Annotated in this window: 9 protein-coding genes; 7 read left to right on the plus strand and 2 right to left on the minus strand. The window is 43.6% G+C overall.

Annotated elements, in window-relative coordinates:
• Positions 1-300: 300 nt before the first annotated feature.
• A complete protein-coding gene (locus tag OO184_RS17535) occupies positions 301-1,239 on the minus strand; it encodes an Rpn family recombination-promoting nuclease/putative transposase (RefSeq protein ID WP_265380280.1) in 939 nt (312 codons plus the stop codon).
• A gap of 753 nt (positions 1,240-1,992) precedes the next feature.
• Here OO184_RS17535 and OO184_RS17540 point away from each other — a divergent pair.
• Positions 1,993-2,955, plus strand: a complete 963-nt coding sequence (locus tag OO184_RS17540; protein ID WP_265380281.1) for a fucose-binding lectin II — start codon at positions 1,993-1,995, stop codon at positions 2,953-2,955.
• A gap of 128 nt (positions 2,956-3,083) precedes the next feature.
• Here OO184_RS17540 and OO184_RS17545 read toward each other — a convergent pair whose 3' ends face one another.
• On the minus strand, positions 3,084-3,977 hold the full coding sequence (locus OO184_RS17545; protein ID WP_265380282.1) for a hypothetical protein: 894 nt from the start codon (positions 3,975-3,977) through the stop codon (positions 3,084-3,086).
• 315 nt (positions 3,978-4,292) lie between these two features.
• Here OO184_RS17545 and OO184_RS17550 point away from each other — a divergent pair, with 315 nt between their 5' ends.
• The 6 genes from OO184_RS17550 (at position 4,293) to tcaC (ending at position 20,157) form a co-directional block, all read left to right on the plus strand.
• Positions 4,293-5,987, plus strand: coding sequence for a hemopexin repeat-containing protein (locus tag OO184_RS17550; protein WP_265380283.1), 1,695 nt, complete (start codon positions 4,293-4,295; stop codon positions 5,985-5,987).
• 100 nt (positions 5,988-6,087) lie between these two features.
• Complete coding sequence (gene ppxB / locus OO184_RS17555; protein ID WP_265380284.1) at positions 6,088-7,110, plus strand: photopexin PpxB; 1,023 nt, start codon at positions 6,088-6,090, stop codon at positions 7,108-7,110.
• A 446-nt stretch (positions 7,111-7,556) separates the two neighbouring features.
• Complete coding sequence (locus tag OO184_RS17560) at positions 7,557-8,174, plus strand: hypothetical protein (RefSeq protein WP_265380285.1); 618 nt, start codon at positions 7,557-7,559, stop codon at positions 8,172-8,174.
• 584 nt (positions 8,175-8,758) lie between these two features.
• On the plus strand, positions 8,759-12,046 hold the full coding sequence (gene tcaA / locus OO184_RS17565; RefSeq protein WP_265380286.1) for an insecticidal toxin complex protein TcaA: 3,288 nt from the start codon (positions 8,759-8,761) through the stop codon (positions 12,044-12,046).
• A 21-nt stretch (positions 12,047-12,067) separates the two neighbouring features.
• Positions 12,068-15,640: a Tc toxin subunit A-related protein gene (locus tag OO184_RS17570; RefSeq protein WP_265380287.1), complete on the plus strand. Its 3,573-nt coding sequence runs from the start codon at positions 12,068-12,070 to the stop codon at positions 15,638-15,640.
• Positions 15,641-15,699: 59 nt separating this feature from the next.
• Entirely contained in the window at positions 15,700-20,157 is a 4,458-nt protein-coding gene (gene tcaC / locus OO184_RS17575; protein WP_265380288.1) for an insecticidal toxin complex protein TcaC, read from the plus strand.
• Positions 20,158-20,245: the final 88 nt, after the last annotated feature.

Consider the following 20,245-nt stretch of genomic DNA (forward strand, 5'->3'; position numbering starts at 1 on the left):
TTTTAAATACCCGTCAGCGCTGCCCTTTGCCACACGATACCCATTTATACCCGTTATCTTTCAAGTTGCCTCTTTGTTGGCTGCACTCGCTCACTCCGGCCACATCGTTATCTATGCTCCCGGGGATTCGCTCCCTTGCCGCCGCGATGCATCTTGAAATCCATAGGGTATATGTCAGTAATAATAGAAGGTGCTGATGGATAATTTTATGTTTAATAAGGCGTCATTTCGCTCCCTATAAATAAGAACAAAAATGCCGATCTTGAATATCGGCATTTTGCTGTAAAAGAGAAGATTAATTTAATGCTTTAACATTTCAATTTTATCCCGGCTCAGTCCGGTACTGGTGACAATAATGTCCAAACTCACGCCATGCCGTAATAAGGCACGAGCCGTTTCCAGTTTACCTTCCTCTCGGCCTTCCTCTCGGCCTTCTTCTCGACCTAGCTCAATACCTTGCTTGATACCTCGCTCAAGCCCTTTTTGTTCAAGCTCTTCTGCAATAGTCATCAGCATCGTTTCATGCTCCGGAGATTGTTCAATCAGTTGATGGACAAAGTGTGAGAGATCCAGCGTATGTCCATTCAGTAAAATATAGAGTAACACCACATTGCGCTGCTCAGTTGTATTATACCCCGCATTCAAGAGTTCCACCAATTGGAGGAGCCATTCCTGCATATCCCGGCAGCGAATATGTTTTTGCACCAGTTCCATCAGGGCTACCCCTTTATGTGTCAGGATCTCTTCATCGCTGAGCACACTGACGTCCACCAACGGAAACGCCTGACGGTATAAGCGAGCAGCCTGTTCAGGGAGCGTAAAACAATCCAGCCACCGGTTTGAGTAAGGATACGGCCGAATCTCACCATGATAAAACAGCAGAGGTGCCACCAACGGGAGTTCAGTATGGCCTTTTTTCAGGTGAGCCGCCATGGCTAACATGGCATAATACATCAGCCGCCAGGCCATTAACGGGTCAGGGGTGGACTGATGTTCAATCAGGCAATAGATATAGCCCTGTCCCCGGGCCGTTTCGACCGAGTACAACACATCACTGTGCAGTTGACGTAAATGCTCATCCACAAAACTGCCGGGCTCCAGTTTCAATGTGGCTAAATCACACAACAACTGGATTTCTTCGGGCAGATAAAGGGATAGAAACTCTCTGGCCATTTCAGGCTGCGTTAAAAAATATTTGAATAATCCGTCATGGTGAGGCCGTTTTTCTTTCTTTGCCACAATCTGTTTCTCTGTCTTATTTAGTTAGTCATTACCACTCATAGTATCTCTGGAAGACCCACAACCAAGTTACAAAAAACATTGTCTCAGATTTCCTCAGGCAAATCTTTACCGAATGCATTAATAGAAGAGCCTAAAGAATCAAATACCAGAAAAGAAAAAAAGAGAAAACATTATATTTACAACAATTACTTTATGAAAGCCATTCATTTAAATGAGTTTTTAACTTGCATTCGCATAATGATAATCCCTTTATCAAAATATCGATTATTTATATTTCCGTTAATCTTGGATGTTCAGATCGCAAAAATTGGACTGAGTTCCATCCAGATGATCTATTAGATATAAATGTTATTTATATCAAAGTATCAATTTATTAGAGTTGTATCCTTCGTGTCAATAACAATTAAGTTTTTATTTTTCTATCGTTATTAAATCAAGAGGTATAATGAGATTTCTCCACAGTTCAAGATAGAAATATAGTAAATTAAATGAAAGTGATTTTAGTGATATATTCATTGTCAGAAGCAAGAAACAAATTCTCTGTCTTTCTTCGACAGCCATTAATGTTCATACTTAATCAAATCGGGAATTAATTACTATTTTTAGGATTACAGAAAAGTTGAGAATTTATATTATTTTAATAACCTATTATGATGTAATTCATAAAATAATAATAAGGTAATTGAACTAGGGTAATTTTAGTATCATTTTCATTGTTAAAAATAAGCTACTAATCTTTAAGGATAAATTATGGCTGATATACTTAAATATGGCGATACAGTAAGAATATTAAATGGTTACAATAATTGGAATGGAGGATATCTCAGTACACATGGCAGTAATGACATCCCAGGCGCAAAACATAACGTATTAACTGTAGCTCCCTCCTTTTCTGATCTAGGGGTAATATGGCGAATACAGTCAGGAACAGGAAAAGCTACCGGCAGTGAAATAATTAATGATGATATTATTTTACTTCATAATCTGGCTTTCTGCGATGGTGGTTATTTGGGATATTATGATGGTCCAAATCAACCGGTACCAAGTGGAGAAATATATCCGGTAATCACATCAGATATAAATACTTATTCTCCAAAAACATTAGAGTGGATTATTTATTGCGAAACACCTCATTCTATAAAGGGAAATATCATAGAAGGAGCAATTATCACCCTACATAATCGATGGGGAAATAAAGGTTTCCTTAATAGTTATGGTAATGCCAACAAACCAAGCACGTTATATGGTGTATCTCTTTCTGGTAATAGCACTCGTAAAGTACAGAAGGTAGACCAGTGGAAAATGGAAAAAATCAATGATCCTTGTCTACCTACCAAACCATCCAATTGTGGTGGAGAATGTGGTACTAGCGACACCGGTAAACACTGTTTACAGTTGCCTCAAAGTATTCGATTTGGCTTGACAGCTTATAATAATACGAACATTCAGCAAACAGTAAAAGTGTATATTGACGACCTTCTGGTAGATACATTAACCAACAAAGGAAAAAATAATCCGATGGCGACTAAAATCTACACATCAGGTACAGGAAAAGTTTGCATTGAAATTGAAGGAGATGGCAAACCTAGCAAGCTGCGTTATTTCGATAACACCCTTGATGGAAAACCGGGAACAGCGATTATCGGCGCTGAAAATGGCACTAATGATAATTACAATGACTGCGTAGTCATGTTAAATTGGCCGCTGGTGTAAATTAAAAATACTTTGGTAAATTGCACCATAAACAAAAATAATTTTTCTATATTACAACGATATATGGGGCTAAGAAGAAAGCCCCTTTGTATATATCACACAAAATGGTTAAATAACCAGATTCCATATTAGAAATCTTGAAAAAATATCGCTCGATCAAATGGTGTTCTATAAAGAGAATTTTGTTGATCTATTGTGGTGGCATTAGAAGACATGCCAGAAATAATCCCTGTCTGACCAGACGTAAGATTTCCCGTCATCAGCGTGTTCATATTATATTGGCAAAGTTCTACTTTCCATTTATCTGCCACAGTATTATACCACTCGACAATTAATGTACCGTTATTTGCCGCAAGCAATCCAATTCGCCAGCGTGACCAAGTATTTTTTGGCCATTCATAACTCAGTGGAACACCAGAAGGAGTACTACCTAGTGTCGGTTGTCCTTTATAAATACCATCCGTTTGTTTACCAACAAAATTGACTGACTCAATCAAATTAGCCTGAAGATTCCAAACCATGATATAAGGCGTTGCAGTGTCAATCGAAGTACCTAACGAAATATTTGATGGCATCCATTGAGTCTTACCTTTATACCCGCCAGTCAAATGAATCGCCATATAGCCGTAACCAATATTTTGATATGTACCGCTTGCATTGGTTTTCTTGGATAGCACACACAGTGTAATGTCAGGGTATGGATTACAAAACAGGTCAAGCTCACAATAGCAATGTCTGGCATCAACAGGTGTATCTGTCGCAATTCCGAAACAGTGGCTACCGACATTGCCAAATTTAGACAAAGTTTGTGCCTTGAAAGCTTTCCTTCCCCCAATATTGACGATATCCCAAGCGCTAGTCCCATAGGCTGAGTCCTTAAACAACACGCCAGCTCGCGGTGTTGTCGCATCTATCCATCGACCTTCAGGATATAAATTGGGTTCCCATACCGTTATTGGAACAGAATGGGAATTAGATGAACTTTCAATTGAAATTTGATGTTCATGCTGTTCTAATTTCATGACTAAAATATCTCCTATAAAAAATACAATGACACATTAATCTTGTATTTTATATCTCAATTCAAGTTTATCTTTCATTCTTAAATAAAGTAAGTCACACAAAATACAGTAATATTAAATCCATTACTGAGTTATTAATATATAGTCTTGCTTATCACTCATTAATAGCATTAATTTCTCTGCGCACTAACACAGGCAATAAATATGGAAACATTAAAGCGAAACAATATTAATATCTCTTTTACTCTATTTTAGTTGTAAAAAACAAATTTAAACAACATATTAAACCAAAATCACCAACAAGGATATATATAAATGAATACATCAAGTTATCTTTTCCTTGGTTCAGAAAATATTAGACACAATCAGAAATCGTATGAGGCAGACATTGGTTATCCCCGGCCTATAAATAATGATTGGCCTGATCTTCCTATTGAATTTCAAAGACATATTGATGACGTCATTAATTTAAATGGCTTTTTGTATTTTTTTAAAGGCTCACAATATCTTAAATTTAATATCGCAAAAGCACAAGTGATTGACGGACCAAAACCTATTATAGAAGGATGGCCTGGATTAGCAGGAACGGAATTTGAAAACGGGATAGACGCCGCCACAGAATGGCCTTATTTAGAAAAGGCGAGTATGACAGATGTCGTCTGTTTCTTTAAAGGCAGTGATTGTATTGATTATACGGTGAGTTCACATACTATTAGCAAAAAAACTATCGCAGACCGATGGGGAATAACAGAGCAATACTCAGAATTTAGTGAAAATCTGGATGCCGCTATTCTATGGAAAAATATTGGCAGCCCTTTTCTTTTCCTGTTCAAAGATAATTCGAACATCAGGATTCATCTGAAATCGAATACTATTGATGGCCAAGCCCCCATTGGCGCTAATTGGCGTGGCGTGACCTTCGAAAGAGTTCAAGCTGCGGCGCCAATTGATATGGATTTATTAGGCAGCCATATAGGCGATGACAGTAATACAAACACCTATTTCTTTCTTAACACAGAAAATATTAAATATAATGACCCACTAAATAACATAGATATAGGTTATCCTCAACCTATCCGTAACAATTGGCCTAATCTTCCTATTGAGTTTCAAAGGCATATCGATGATGTAATTAATTTAAATGGTGCTTTGTATTTCTTTAAAGGCTCGCAATATCTTAAATTCGATATTGCAAAAGCGCAAGTGATCGATGGACCAAAACCTATTATTGAAGGATGGCCGGGATTAGCAGGAACGGAATTTGAAAACGGGATAGACGCCGCCACAGAGTGGATAGATGCAAAAAAAGATATCGTTTGTTTTTTTAAAGGCAAAGAGTGTATCAATTATACCGTTAGTTCACATACCATTGATAAAAAAACCATTACAGAAAGATGGAGAATTACCGGGGAATATGCGAAATTTAGCGCGAATTTAGATGCCGCTATTTTATGGCGGAATACCGGTTATTTTATTTATCTTTTCAAAGGCAATGAATATCTCCGCTTACATCTAATGTTGAATAGTATGTATGGTGAACCCGACCTTATTCAAACTAAATGGAAAGGCATCACTTTCAATAAAATTCAAGCGGCAGTGTCAGTTGATCCAAATGCATTAGGTAGTGATATCAATATAAAATGCGGCGGAACATGTGGAATTAATAACACTGGTAAACACTGTTTCCAATTACCCCAAAGTATTCGATTTGGCCTGACTGCCTACGTAAATACTGATATTCATCAGCAAACAATAAATGTATATATTGACGATCTATTAGTCGATACGTTAACCGGCAAGAAGATAAGTCACATAATAAATGTCAAAACTTACACATCAGGCACAGGAAAAGTCTGCATCGAGGTTATAGGAGATGGTAAACCATGCAAACTCCGTTATGCCTACAACACGCTCGAAGCAAAACCGGGAACCGCCATTATCGGCGCCAGCAATGGTGCCAATAATAATTACGACGATAGTGTGATAGTGTTGAATTGGCCTTTGTTATAAGATAACAAACGTATCGACCATAATTATCAATAAAAAGAGAATAATTTAACAAATAAATCAAAAGAACATTCACTTTAACGCTTATTAAGGATATATCTCAATGAATTCAAACACCTATTTATTTCTTAACTCGGAAAACATTAGATATAACGACTCAAAAAATCAAGCCGGTACGGGTTATCCCCAATCTATCAGTAGCGATTGGCCTAGCCTCCCTATAGCATTCCAGAGAGACATTGACGACGTAGTCAATTTAAACGGCTCATTATATTTTTTTAAAGGTTCTCAATACCTTAAATTCGATATAGCTAAGGCTCTGGTGGTGGATGGGCCAAAACCCATTATAGAGGGGTGGCCGGGATTGCAAGGTACTGGATTTGAAAACGGGATAGACGCAGCCACAGAATGGGTGGATACCAAACAAGATATTGTCTGTTTCTTTAAAGGCAGAGATTGCATCGATTACACTGTCAGTTCACATACAATCAATAAAAAAACTATTTCAGACCGATGGGGCGCTACCGGGAAATATGCAGGATTCAGTGAAGATCTCGATGCTGCTATTTTATGGAAGAATACTACCGGTTCTACTATTTACTTTTTCAAAGATAGTTATTACATCCAATACAATACAAAATCTCAGGTTATCGATGGTGAACCCTCCTTCATTCAAGCTTACTGGAATGGAGTCACCTTCAAAAAGGTTCAAGCCGCTGTATCGGTTGATATAGATTCGTTAGGTAGTGAGCATAGAAACTGTGGCGGAATATGCGGCAGCAATAACACCGGTAAACACTGTTTCCAGTTACCTCATAATATAAAGCTTAGCCTGTCAGCCTACGGTAATACGACTCATCAACAAATGATAAAAGTGTATATTGATGATCAGCTAGTCGATACATTAATCAGCCAAGGAGTCAATAGTGTGTTGGGCTTTAAAACTTATTCATCAGGAACAGGCAAAGTCTGCATTGAAATTATCGGCGACGGCAAACCCTGCAAGCTCCGTTACGCCTATAACACCCTTGACGAAAAGCCGGGAACCGCCATTATCGGCGCCAGCAATGAGGGCAATAATAATTACCATGACAGCATAGTCGTGTTAATTTGGTCACAGGCGTGAATCAAAAACTAAAATACACCACTCTGGCAACGCCAGTAGAGATAACATCTATCAGTAAATTAAAGCGGTAATATGCCGCTTTTTTCTGTACATCACAACAGATATGTCAAAAAGCTAAATACAGAAATTATACAATTTCAATCTACAAGTAACATAATAAAGGCCAAACCAGACCATTCTCAAAATAATCCACCATCCGATAAAAATTAATTTTTTAATCTTTTCTTTTCCTATCTCCCGTTGCTATCAATATTCATCAGTACAGGAATTCGTACCTGTTTTAAGTCCACCCGGGATTACATAAAAGGCGAAATAACCTGTTAATTACGATAGCCGAATCCTGAAATGACGTCAGGCGTTATGCAGCAATAGCATAATTGGATGAAGAGTAATTTCAGAATGGTATCAATTGTTCGAAGAAAGATAATACATTTGTCGAGGAAACGATGGATAATGTACTTAAATATGGCGATACCGTGACAATATTAAATAGCTACAAGAACTGGAGCGGTGGGTATCTCAGCGTATTTGGCAACGGTAATAAACCGGGTACAAAATACAGTGTGGTAACCGTAGACGCATCTTTAGCTATTTATGGCGGCGCCTGGAGAATTGAGTCAGCAACAGGAAAATCTGTCGGAAGTGAAATAATCAACAATGATATTATTTTACTTCACAATCTGTATTACTGTGATGGTGGTTACTTGCGATATTATGATGTAGTGGATCAAAATGAGCAATTAACGGAAATACATCAAGTCTACACTTCAGATATCCGCAAAAGAGCGACATTAGAATGGATTATTTATTGTGAAACCACACCGCCAAATGAAAATATCAGAGAAGGCGATAGTATTTCTCTCTATAATCGATGGGGAAATAAAGGCTTTCTTGATACCCATAATCATGCCGGCGATACAGGCTCGTTATATCAAGTTTTTATGTCAAATAATGCTGCCCGTAAAAGCCATACCGGTTTATGGAAAATGGCAAAGGTCAATGATCCTTGCCCTCCCCCTGATGTGTTAACCAATATCATGCCATTGTGGCGCAAGATGCGATAATAACCAGCCTCTCTATCGCTCAAATGAAGCTGGCAAAAGCAAACAAAACAGGTTGTTGTGTGTTTTAGCCAGCAAATATATGTGGAAGGAATCTATTCACCCAACACAACCAAAAATGACCGACAAATTAACCGGTAAAGACCACCAGAAATATCCCGATAGATGCAAGTCTGATTATTTTCAGACTGAAACTGTTACGCAACTTCCTTACCGCCATGATTAAATTAATTTTTTATTCCTACATTAATAAAAATTAAGCTTAACATAATAAGCTTCCGCGCTATAAAGTCATGCATCCATCAATTAACAACTCTTACCAAATAGTGAAAATGATTCTAAATACCTAAGATAAATGATGTGCCAGCCTATTATCATAAATTATTTTTCATTTTTATAACACTTTTGCTATCAGCACCTTGGATGAAATTTCTCATACTGGTTGTTTTGTTTATCTCTGTATCACCTTAATTGAACCAGCAATAAACAAACAGAAATAAAAGGAATGTTTATGAATTGTTACACCAAGAAAGCTAGCTCGATTTTCGAAACTAACCCTCCAAGATGTTCTAATTCTAAACCATGTAATGGTGACTGTTATGCAAAATAAAATATCATTTTTATCAGGCACATCCGAACAGCCCCTGCTTGATGCTGGTTATCAAAACGTATTTGACATCGCATCAATCAGCCGGGCTGCTTTCGTTCAGTCCGTTCCTACCCTATCCGCCAAAGAAGCTCGTACAGTCTATCGTCAGGCGCGGCAACGCGCAGAAAATCTTAAGTCCCTCTACCGAGCCTGGCAATTACGTCAGGAACCGGTCATTAACGGACTGACTAAACTTAACGCACAATCCAACCTATCTGTGCTTAAAGATGCTTTGGTGGAAAATATCGGCGGTGATGGGGATTTCAGCGATTTAATGAATCGCGCCAGTCAATATGCCGACGCGGCCTCTATTCAATCCCTGTTTTCACCGGGTCGTTATGCCACCGCGCTCTACAAGGTTGCTAAAGATCTGCATAAACCAGATTCCAGTTTGCATATTGATAATCGCCGAGCTGATCTGAAAGACTTGATATTAAGCGAAACGACGATGAATAAAGAGGTCACTTCCCTCGATATCCTGCTGGATGTGCTACAAAAAGGCGGTAAAGGCATTGCTGAACTGTCCAACGCGTTCTTCCCAATGACGTTACCTTATGACGATCACCTGTCGCAAATCGATTCCGCTTTATCGGCACAAGCCAGAACTTTGAACGGTGTATGGAATACGTTGGCAGATACCACGGCACAAGCAGTTTCAGAGCAGTCTGATCAGGCTAATACACGCAAACTTTTCGCCGCTCAAAATGATAATAAAGACACATTTTTTGCCGGCGAAAAGTTTTATTTCAAAGCGGTAGGATTCAGCGGGCAACCAATGGTTTACCTGTCACAGTACACCAGCGGGAGTGGTATTGTCGGCGCACAATTGATTGCAGGTAATCCAGATCAAGCTGCCGCCGCCATCGTCGCACCGTTAAAACTCACTTGGTCAATGGCAAAACAGTGTTACTACCTGGGAGCTCCCGATGATACAAAGATGGGCGACGGTAATGTTATAACCGGCTGTTTCTTAAGAGGTAACAGCCCAACCAACCCGGATAAAAACGGTATTTTTGCCCAAGTAGCCAATAAATCAGGCAGTACTCAGCCTTTACCAAACTTCCATCTGCCAGTCACACTGGAACGCAGCGAGGATAAGGATAAGTACTATCTGAAAACAGAGCAGGGTTATATCGCGGTAGATAGTTCCGGTCAGTCAAACTGGAAAAATGCGCTGGTCATCAATGGGACAAAAGACAATGGGCTGTTATTAACGTTTTGCAGCGATAGTTCAGGTACCCCGACAAACCCAGATGATGTTATTCCTCCCGCTATTAACGATATTCCATCGCCACCAGCCCGCGAAACCTTGTCACTGACGCCGGTGAGTTATCAATTGATGACCAATCCGGCACCGACAGAAGGTGATATTACTAACCATTACGGCCTTGGCGGCAGTAGCTTACAGGAAACGACATCTTCGGCCTCCGCGTTAACTACGGCATTAAATTCTATCGAAACCTTCTGTGAAAAAACCCGGTTAAACTTCAATCAGCTAATGGCTCTAACCGCTCAGCAATCTTATAGTCAAAACAGCTCTGATGCGAAAGCCGCCAGCCGCTATGTTCGTTTTGGGGAAACCGCCCCTACCCGCGTCAATGTCTACGGTGCCGCCTATCTGAACAGCACACTAGGAGCAGAGGCTGATAGTCAATATCTGTGGATAAAAACCGATGGCAAGAGCCTGAATTTCACTGACGATACGGTAGTCGCCTTAGCCGGCCGCGCTGAAAAGCTGGTGCGTTTATCATCCCAGACCGGGCTGTCGTTTGAAGAATTGGACTGGCTGATTGTCAATGCCAGCCGTAGTGCGCCGGACCACCACGACAAAATTGTGCTGGATAAGCCGGTTCTTGAAGCACTGGCAGAGTATGTCAGCCTGAAAAAACGTTATGGGCTTGATGCCAATACCTTTGTGACGTTCATTAGCGCAGTGAATCCCTACACGCCAGACCAAACACCCAGTTTCTATGAAACCGCTTTCCGCTCTGCCGATGGTAATCACGTCATTGCGCTAGGTACAGCAGTGAAATATGCAGAAAATGAGCAAGATGAACTATCCACAATATGCTGCAAAGCATTGGGTGTCACCAGTGATGAATTTTTCCGTATTGGTCGCTATTGTTTCGGTAATGCAGGCAGTTTTACCTTGGATGAATATACCGCCAGTCAGTTGTATCGCTTCGGCACCATTCCCCGTTTGTTTGGGCTGACATTTGCCCAAGCCGAAATTTTATGGCGCTTGATGGAAGGCGGAAAAGATATCGTGTTGCAACAGTTAGGTCAGGCAAAATCCCTGCAACCGCTGGCGATTTTACGCCGTACCGAGCAGGTACTGGATTGGATGTCATCTGTGAACTTAAGTCTGACTTATTTGCAAGGGATGGTGAGTACGCAATGGAGCGGCACCGCCACCGCTGAGATGTTCAATTTCTTGGAAAACGTTTGTGGCAGTGTGAATAGTCAAACTGCCGCTAAAGAAACAATGGATTCAGCGTTACAGCAGAAAGTGCTGCGTGCTCTAAGTGCCGGTTTCGGCATTAAGAGCAATGTGATGGGTATCGTCACCTTCTGGCTGGAGAAAATCACAGCCAGTAGTGGCAATCCTTTTACACTGGCAAACTACTGGCATGATATTCAAACCCTGTTTAGCCATAACAATGCCACACTGGATAACTTGCAAACCGACACTTCTCTAGTCATTGCTACTCAGCAACTTAGCCAGCTAGTGTTAATTGTGAAATGGCTGAGCCTGACCGAGCAGGATCTGCAATTACTGACAACCTATCCTGAACGTTTACTCAACGGTATCACTCATGTTCCTGCTCCCAATCTGGAACTATTACTCACGCTATCGCGTTTTAAACAGTGGCAAACTCAGGTCACCGTTTCCCGTGATGAAGCGATGCGCTGTTTCGATCAATTAAATGCCAAAGGTATGACGACTGAAAATGCAGCTTCACTTATCGCCACATTGCATGAGATGGATAAAGGTACGGTAGCGCAAGTCAATACCTTGCTATTAGGGGAAAATAACTGGCCGAAAAGTTTTACATCACTCTGGCAACTTCTGACCTGGTTACGCGTCGGACAAAGCTTGAATGTCGGTAGTACCACTCTGGGCAATCTGTTGGCCATGATGCAAGCAGATCCTGCCGCCGAGAGTAGCGCCTTACTGGCATCGGTAGCCCAAAACTTAAGTGCCGCAATCAGCAACCATCAGTAACCGGATAAGAAGGAATTGATTATGTCTGAATCTTTATTTACACAAACGTTAAAAGAAGCGCGCCGTGATGCATTGGTTGCTCATTATATTGCTACCCAAGTACCCGCAGATTTAAAAGAGAGTATCCAGACCGCTGATGATCTGTATGAATATCTGTTGCTGGATACCAAAATTAGCGATCTGGTTACCACTTCACCGTTGTCCGAGGCAATTGGCAGTCTGCAACTGTTTATCCATCGTGCGATAGAAGGCTATGACGGCACACTGGCTGACTCAGCAAAACCCTATTTTGCCGATGAGCAGTTTTTATATAACTGGGATAGTTTTAACCACCGTTATAGCACTTGGGCTGGCAAGGAGCGGTTGAAATTCTATGCCGGGGATTATATTGATCCAACATTGCGATTGAATAAGACCGAAATATTTACCGCATTTGAACAGGGTATTTCTCAAGGGAAATTAAAAAGTGAATTGGTCGAATCTAAGTTGCGTGATTATCTCATTAGTTATGACACTTTGGTTACCCTTGACTATATTACTGCCTGCCAAGGTAAGGATAATAAAACTATCTTCTTTATTGGCCGTACACAAAATGCCCCCTATGCATTTTATTGGCGGAAATTAACTTTAGTCTCTGATAGCGGTAAGCTGAAACCGGATCAATGGTCAGAGTGGCGAGCAATTAATGCTGGGATTAGCGAGCCCTATTTAGATACGGTAGAATCCTTTTGGGAAAATAATAAGCTGCATATCCGCTGGTTTAATATTACTAACGAAAATGATCACCTATCTAAAACTGAAAATGTCTGGGTTATGAATAGTGACTATAACTGGACTTCAAAGAAAAAGGAAAAAAGCACTCAGCTTATTTTTACCAATTACACTAGACAGGGAGCAACCGGTTCATCAAGCACAACTGAAGTAAGCTCACAATATGGTTCTGATGCCCAGTTAAATATTTCAGAAGATGGAAAAGTTCTTACTTTACAAAATACTGGTGGAGCTACCCCAACAACCGGAGTAACATTATGTTATGACTCATCACAGGCGGTAATTAAGAGTCTGACTAATACAGGAAGTGCAGATTTACCTTCAAAAGATTATTTAGACATTAAGTTACGCATGTGTCATGGCATAAGCTATAACAATAGCCATTATTGTAGTTTTAATCTTACGGCATATATATTTACCTCCTATGGCACATTCTCATCAGACGGCAAGCAATTTACACCACCTTCTGGTTCCGCCATTGATTTACACCTTCCTAATTATGTAGATCTCAACGCGCTATTAGATATTAGCCTTGATGCACTACTTAATTATGACGTTCAGAAACAATCTGGCGGATCTAATCCGGTCGATAATTTCAGTGGCCCCTATGGTATTTATCTGTGGGAAATCTTCTTCCATATTCCGTTCCTGATTGCGGTCCGTATGCAAACCGAGCAGCGTTACGAAGACGCGGACACTTGGTACAAATATATTTTCCGCAGCGCCGGTTACCGTGATGCTAACGGCGAGCTCATTATGGATGGCAGTAAACCACGTTATTGGAATGTGATGCCATTAGAACTGGATACCGCATGGGATACCACACAGCCTGCCACCACTGATCCAGATGTGATCGCAATGGCAGATCCAATGCATTACAAGCTGGCGATATTCCTGCATACCCTTGACCTGTTGATTGCCCGCGGCGACAGTGCTTACCGTCAGCTTGAGCGTGATACTTTAGTCGAAGCCAAAATGTACTACATTCAGGCACAACAGCTACTGGGAGCGCGTCCTGATATCCATACCACCAATACCTGGCCAAATCCGACGCTGAGTGTAGAAGCAAACGCCATTGCCACGCCAGCATTACTTAGTTCACCGGAAGTGATGACGTTTGCCGCTTGGCTAAGCGCAGGCGATACCGCCGATATTGGCGACGGCAATTTCCTGCCACCGTACAATGATGTGCTGCTCGGTTACTGGGATAAGCTTGACTTACGTCTGTACAACCTGCGCCACAATTTAAGTCTGGATGGTCAACCGCTAAATTTACCCCTGTATGCCACTCCGGTAGATCCGAAAACCCTGCAACGTCAACAAGCCGGAGGAGATGGTACAGGCAGCAGTCCGGCTGGCGGTCAAGGCAGTGTTCAAGGCTGGCGCTATCCATTATTGGTAGAACGCGCCCGCACTGCCGCCAGTTTATTGACTCAGTTCGGCAGCAACTTACAGGCAACATTAGAACGTCAAGATAACGAAAAAATGACGCTATTGTTGCAGACTCAACAGCAAGCCATCCTGAAACAACAGCACGATATACAGCAAAATAATCTGAAAGGATTGCAACACAGCCTGACCGCATTACAGGCCAGCCGTGATGGCGCGTCACTGCGCCAGAAACACTACAGCGACCTGATTAACGGCGGCTTGTCAGCAGCAGAAATCGCCGGTCTGACACTACGCAGCACCGCTATGATCACCAATGGCGTTGCGACAGGATTACTGATTGCCGGCGGAATCGCCAACGCTGTACCTAATGTCTTCGGACTGGCTAACGGTGGATCTGAATGGGGAGCGCCATTAATTGGCTCCGGGCAAGCAACCCAAGTGGGTGCCGGTATCCAAGATCAGAGCGCCGGCATTTCGGAAGTGACAGCAGGTTATCAGCGTCGTCAGGAAGAATGGACGCTGCAACGGGATGTTGCTGACAACGAAATAACCCAACTGGATGCCCAGATACAAAGCCTGCAAGAGCAGATTACGATGGCACAAAAACAGATCACGCTCTCTGAAACCGAACAAGCGAATGCTCAGGCGATTTATGACCTGCAAACCACCCGCTTTACCGGACAGGCGTTATATAACTGGATGGCTGGTCGTCTCTCCGCGCTCTATTACCAAATGTATGATTCCACTTTGCCAATATGTCTCCAGGCAAAAGCCGCATTAGTACAGGAGTTAGGCGAAAAAGACAGCGACAGTCTATTCCAAGTTCCGATGTGGAATGATCTATGGCAAGGGTTGCTAGCGGGAGAAGGTTTAAGCTCAGAGCTACAGAAACTGGATGCCATCTGGCTTGCACGTGGCGGCATCGGTCTGGAAGCCATCCGCACCGTGTCGCTGGATACCCTGTTTGGTACAGGGACGTTAAGCGAGAATATTAATAAAGTGCTTAACGGCGAGAAAGTACCTGAATCCGGTGGCGTCACTCTGACGCTAACAGGGGATATCTTCCAGGCAACACTGGATTTGAGTCAGCTAGGTTTGGAGAACTCTTACAACCTGGGTAACGAGAAGAAACGTCGCATTAAACGTATCGCCGTCACCCTGCCAACACTTCTGGGACCCTATCAAGATATTGAAGCCACGCTGGCAATGGGCGCGGAAATCGCCGCCTTATCACACGGTGTGAATGACGGAGGCCGGTTTGTTACCGACTTTAACGATAGCCGTTTTCTGCCTTTTGAAGGTCGAGATGCGACAACCGGTACGCTGGCGCTAAACATTTTCCATGCAGGTAAAGAGGGATCGCAACACGAGTTGGCTGCTAATTTGAGTGACATCATTGTGCATCTGAATTACATCATTCGAGACGCATAAATTTCTTTTCTTTTTCGATTACAGGTCCCTATTAGGGGCCTGTTATTAAGGAGTACTTTATGCAGGATTCACCAGAAGTATCGATTACAACGCTGTCACTTCCCAAAGGTGGCGGCGCTATCAATGGCATGGGAGAAGCACTGAATGCTGCCGGCCCTGATGGAATGGCCACCCTGTCTCTGCCGTTGCCCCTTTCGACCGGCAGAGGGACTGCTCCTGGATTATCGCTGATTTACAGCAACAGTGCAGGTAACGGGCCTTTCGGTATCGGCTGGCAATGTGGTGTCATGACCATTAGCCGACGTACTCAACATAGCATTCCACAATACGGTAATGACGACACATTCTTATCCCCACAAGGCGAGGTCATGAATATCGCCCTGAATGACCAAGGGCAACCTGATATTCGTCAAGACGTTAAGACGCTGCAAGGCGTTACCTTGCCAATCTCCTATACCGTGACCCGCTATCAAGCCCGTCAGATCCTGGATTTCAGTAAAATCGAATTCTGGCAACCTGCCTCCGGTCAAGAAGGACGCGCTTTCTGGCTGATATCATCACCGGACGGCCAACTGCACATCTTAGGGAAAACCGCACAGGCTTGTCTGGCAAACCCGCAAAATGACCAACAAATCGCCCAGTGGTTGTTGGAAGAAACCGTGACGCCAACCGGTGAACATGTCAGCTATCAATACCGAGCCGAAGATGAAGCCCATTGTGACGACAATGAAAAAACAGCTCATCCTAATGCTACCGCACAGCGTTATCTGGTACAGGTGAACTACGGTAACATCAAACCTCAAACCAGCTTGTTCGTACTGGATAACGCCCCTCCGGCACCGGAAGAGTGGCTGTTTCATCTGGTTTTTGACCACGGTGAGCGAGATACTTCACTTCATACCGTACCGGCATGGGATACAGGTACAGCGCAATGGTCGGTACGTCCAGATAGCTTCTCTCGCTATGAATACGGTTTTGAAGTGCGTACTCGCCGCTTATGTCAGCAGGTGCTGATGTTTCACCGTACCGCGCTCATGGCCGGAGAAACCGGCGCTAATGACACGCCGGAATTGGTCGGACGATTGATACTGGAATATGACAAAAACGCCAGCGTCACCACATTGATTACCATCCGTCAATTAAGCCATGAACCGGATGGTAGCCCAGTCACCTTGCCGCCACTGGAATTAGCCTGGCAGCGGTTTGATCTGGAAAAGATGCCGACATGGCAACGTTTTGATGCATTAGATAATTTTAACTCGCAGCAACGTTATCAATTGGTTGATCTGCGGGGAGAAGGGTTACCGGGTATGCTGTATCAGGATCGCAGCGCCTGGTGGTATAAAGCTCCGCAACGTCAGGAAGGCGGAAACAGTAATGCCGTCACTTACGACAAAATCGCCCCACTGCCTACCCTACCCAGTTTGCAGGATAATGCATCATTGATGGATATCAACGGAGACGGTCAACTGGATTGGGTCGTCACCGCCTCCGGTATTCGCGGATACCATAGCCAGCAGCCCAATGGAAAATGGACGCACTTTACACCAATCAATGCTTTGCCCGTGGAATATTTTCATCCAAACATCCAGTTTGCTGACCTTACCGGGGCAGGCTTATCCGATTTAGTGTTAATCGGGCCGAAAAGCGTGCGTCTGTATGCCAACCAACGAAACGGCTGGCATAAAGGACAAGATGTGCCCCAATCCACAGGTATCACCCTGCCCGTCACTGGGACCGACGCCCGCAAATTGGTGGCTTTCAGTGATATGCTCGGTTCCGGTCAACAACATCTGGTGGAAATCAGCGCTAATCGCGTCACCTGTTGGCCTAATCTGGGACATGGCCGTTTCGGTCAACCACTAAACCTGCCAGGATTTAGCCAGCCCGAAAATAGCTTCAATCCCGAACGGCTGTTTCTGGCGGATATCGACGGTTCCGGCACCACCGACCTTATCTATGCGCAATCCAGCTCTTTGCTTATTTATCTCAATCAAAGTGGTAATCAGTTTGATGCCCCACTGACATTAGCATTGCCAGAAGGCGTACAATTTGACAACACTTGCCAACTTCAAGTCGCCGATATTCAGGGATTAGGGATAGCCAGCCTGATTTTGACTGTGCCGCATATAGCGCCACATCACTGGCGTTGCGACCTGTCACTGACCAAACCTTGGTTGCTGAATGTGATGAACAATAACCGCGGCGCACATCACACCCTGCATTATCGCAGTTCCGCGCAATTCTGGTTGGATGAGAAATTACAGATCGCCAAAGCGGGCAAATCCCCGGCTTGTTACTTACCGTTTCCAATGCATCTGCTATGGCATACCGAAATTCAGGATGAAATTAGCGGTAACCGGCTTACTAGCGAAGTCAGCTACAGCCACGGCGTCTGGGATGGTAAAGAACGGGAATTCAGAGGATTTGGTTGTGTTAAACAGACCGATACCACAACGTTTTCCCACGGCACCGCCCCCGAACAGGCGGCGCCGTCACTGAGTATTAGCTGGTTTGCCACCGGGATAGATGAAGTAGATAGCCAATTAGCCACGGAATATTGGCAAGCAGACACTCAAGCTTATAGCGGATTTGAAACCCGTTATACCGTCTGGGACAACGCCAGCCAGACAGACCAAGTATTTACCCCCAATGAGACACAACGTAACTGGCTGACGCGGGCACTTAAAGGCCAACTGTTACGCAGTGAGCTCTACGGTCTGGACGGAACGGATAAGCAAACAGTGCCTTATACCGTCAGTGAATCACGCTATCAGGTACGCTCTATTCCGGTAGATAAAGCAACCGAATTATCTGCCTGGGTGACCGCCATTGAAAATCGCAGCTATCACTATGAACGTATCATCACTGATCCACAGTTCAGCCAGAGTATCCGGTTGCAACACGATATCTTTGGTCAATCACTGCAAAGTGTCGATGTTGCCTGGCCGCGCCGCGAAAAACCGGCAGTAAATCCCTACCCGCCTACCCTGCCGGAAACCCTGTTTGACAGCAGCTATGATGACCAACAACAACTATTACGTCTGGTGAGACAAAAAAATAGTTGGCATCACCTGACTGACGGAGAAAACTGGCGATTAGGCTTACCAAATGCACAACGCCGTGATGTTTATACTTACGATCGAAGCAAAATTCCGGCCGAAGGGATCTCTCTTGAAGTCTTGCTGAAAGCCGACGGCTTGCTCGCGGATGAAAAAGCCGCCGTTTATCTGGGGCAACAACAGACGTTTTATACCGCCGGTCAATCGGAAGTCACACTAGAAAAGCCCACACTACAGGCACTGGCGGCGTTCCAAGAAACCGCCATGATGGACGACATCTCATTAAAAGCTTATGAAGGGGTGATTGAGGAGCAGGAACTGAATACCGTACTGACACAGGCCGGTTATCAGCAAGTCGCACGGTTGTTCAATACTGGTTCAGAAAACCCAGTATGGGTAGCACGGCAAAGCTATGCCGATTACGGTGATGCCACACAATTCTGGCGGCCTCAGACTCAGCGTAACTCGTTGCTGACAGGGAAAACCACACTGACCTGGGATACCCATCATTGTGTAATAATACGGACTCAGGATGCCGCTGGATTAACGACACAAGCCAGTTACGATTATCGTTTTCTAACCCCGGTACAACTGACAGATATCAATGATAATCAACATATTGTGACACTGGATGCGCTAGGTCGCGTGACCACCAGCCGGTTTTGGGGTACAGAAGCCGGACAAGCCACAGGTTATTCGAACCAGCCCTTTACCCCACCGGACTCCGTAGATAAGGCGCTGGCATTAACTGGCGCACTCCCCATTGCTCAATGTTTAGTCTATGCCGTGGATAGCTGGATGCCGTCGTTATCTTTGTCTCAGCTTTCTCAGTCACAAGAAGAGGCAGCAGCGCTATGGGCACAACTGCGTGCCGCTCATATGATTACCGAAGATGGGAGAGTATGTGCGCTGAGCGGGAAACGGGGAGTTGGTCATCAGAATCTAACGATTCAACTCATCTCGCTATTGGCAAGTATTCCCCGTTTACCTCCACATGTATTGGGGATCACCACTGACCGCTACGATAACGATCCGCAACAACAGCACCAACAGACGGTGAGTTTTAGTGACGGTTTTGGCCGGTTACTCCAGAGTTCAGTTCGTCATGAACCCGGTGATGCCTGGCAACGTAAAGAAGACGGCGGATTGGTTGTGGATGCAAATGGCGTTCTGGTCAGTGCCCTTACAGACACCCGATGGGCCGTTTCCGGTCGCACAGAATATGACGACAAAGGCCAACCGGTGCGTACTTACCAGCCCTATTTTCTGAATGACTGGCGCTACGTTAGTGATGACAGCGCCCGAGATGATCTGTTTGCCGATACCCACCTTTATGATCCATTGGGACGGGAATATAAGGTCATCACCGCTAAGAAATATTTGCGAGAAAAACTGTACACCCCGTGGTTTATCGTCAGCGAGGATGAAAACGATACAGCATCAAGAACCCCATAGTTTTACCTATTTTATCTGTTGCCCCGCAGTATATTGCGGGGCAGTATCTAATCAACTATGAAAATTCAATATTTCCGGTAAGTTCCAA

Origin of the sequence: Photorhabdus aballayi, assembly GCF_026153155.1 — a bacterium.
GTDB classification, from domain to species: domain Bacteria; phylum Pseudomonadota; class Gammaproteobacteria; order Enterobacterales; family Enterobacteriaceae; genus Photorhabdus; species Photorhabdus luminescens.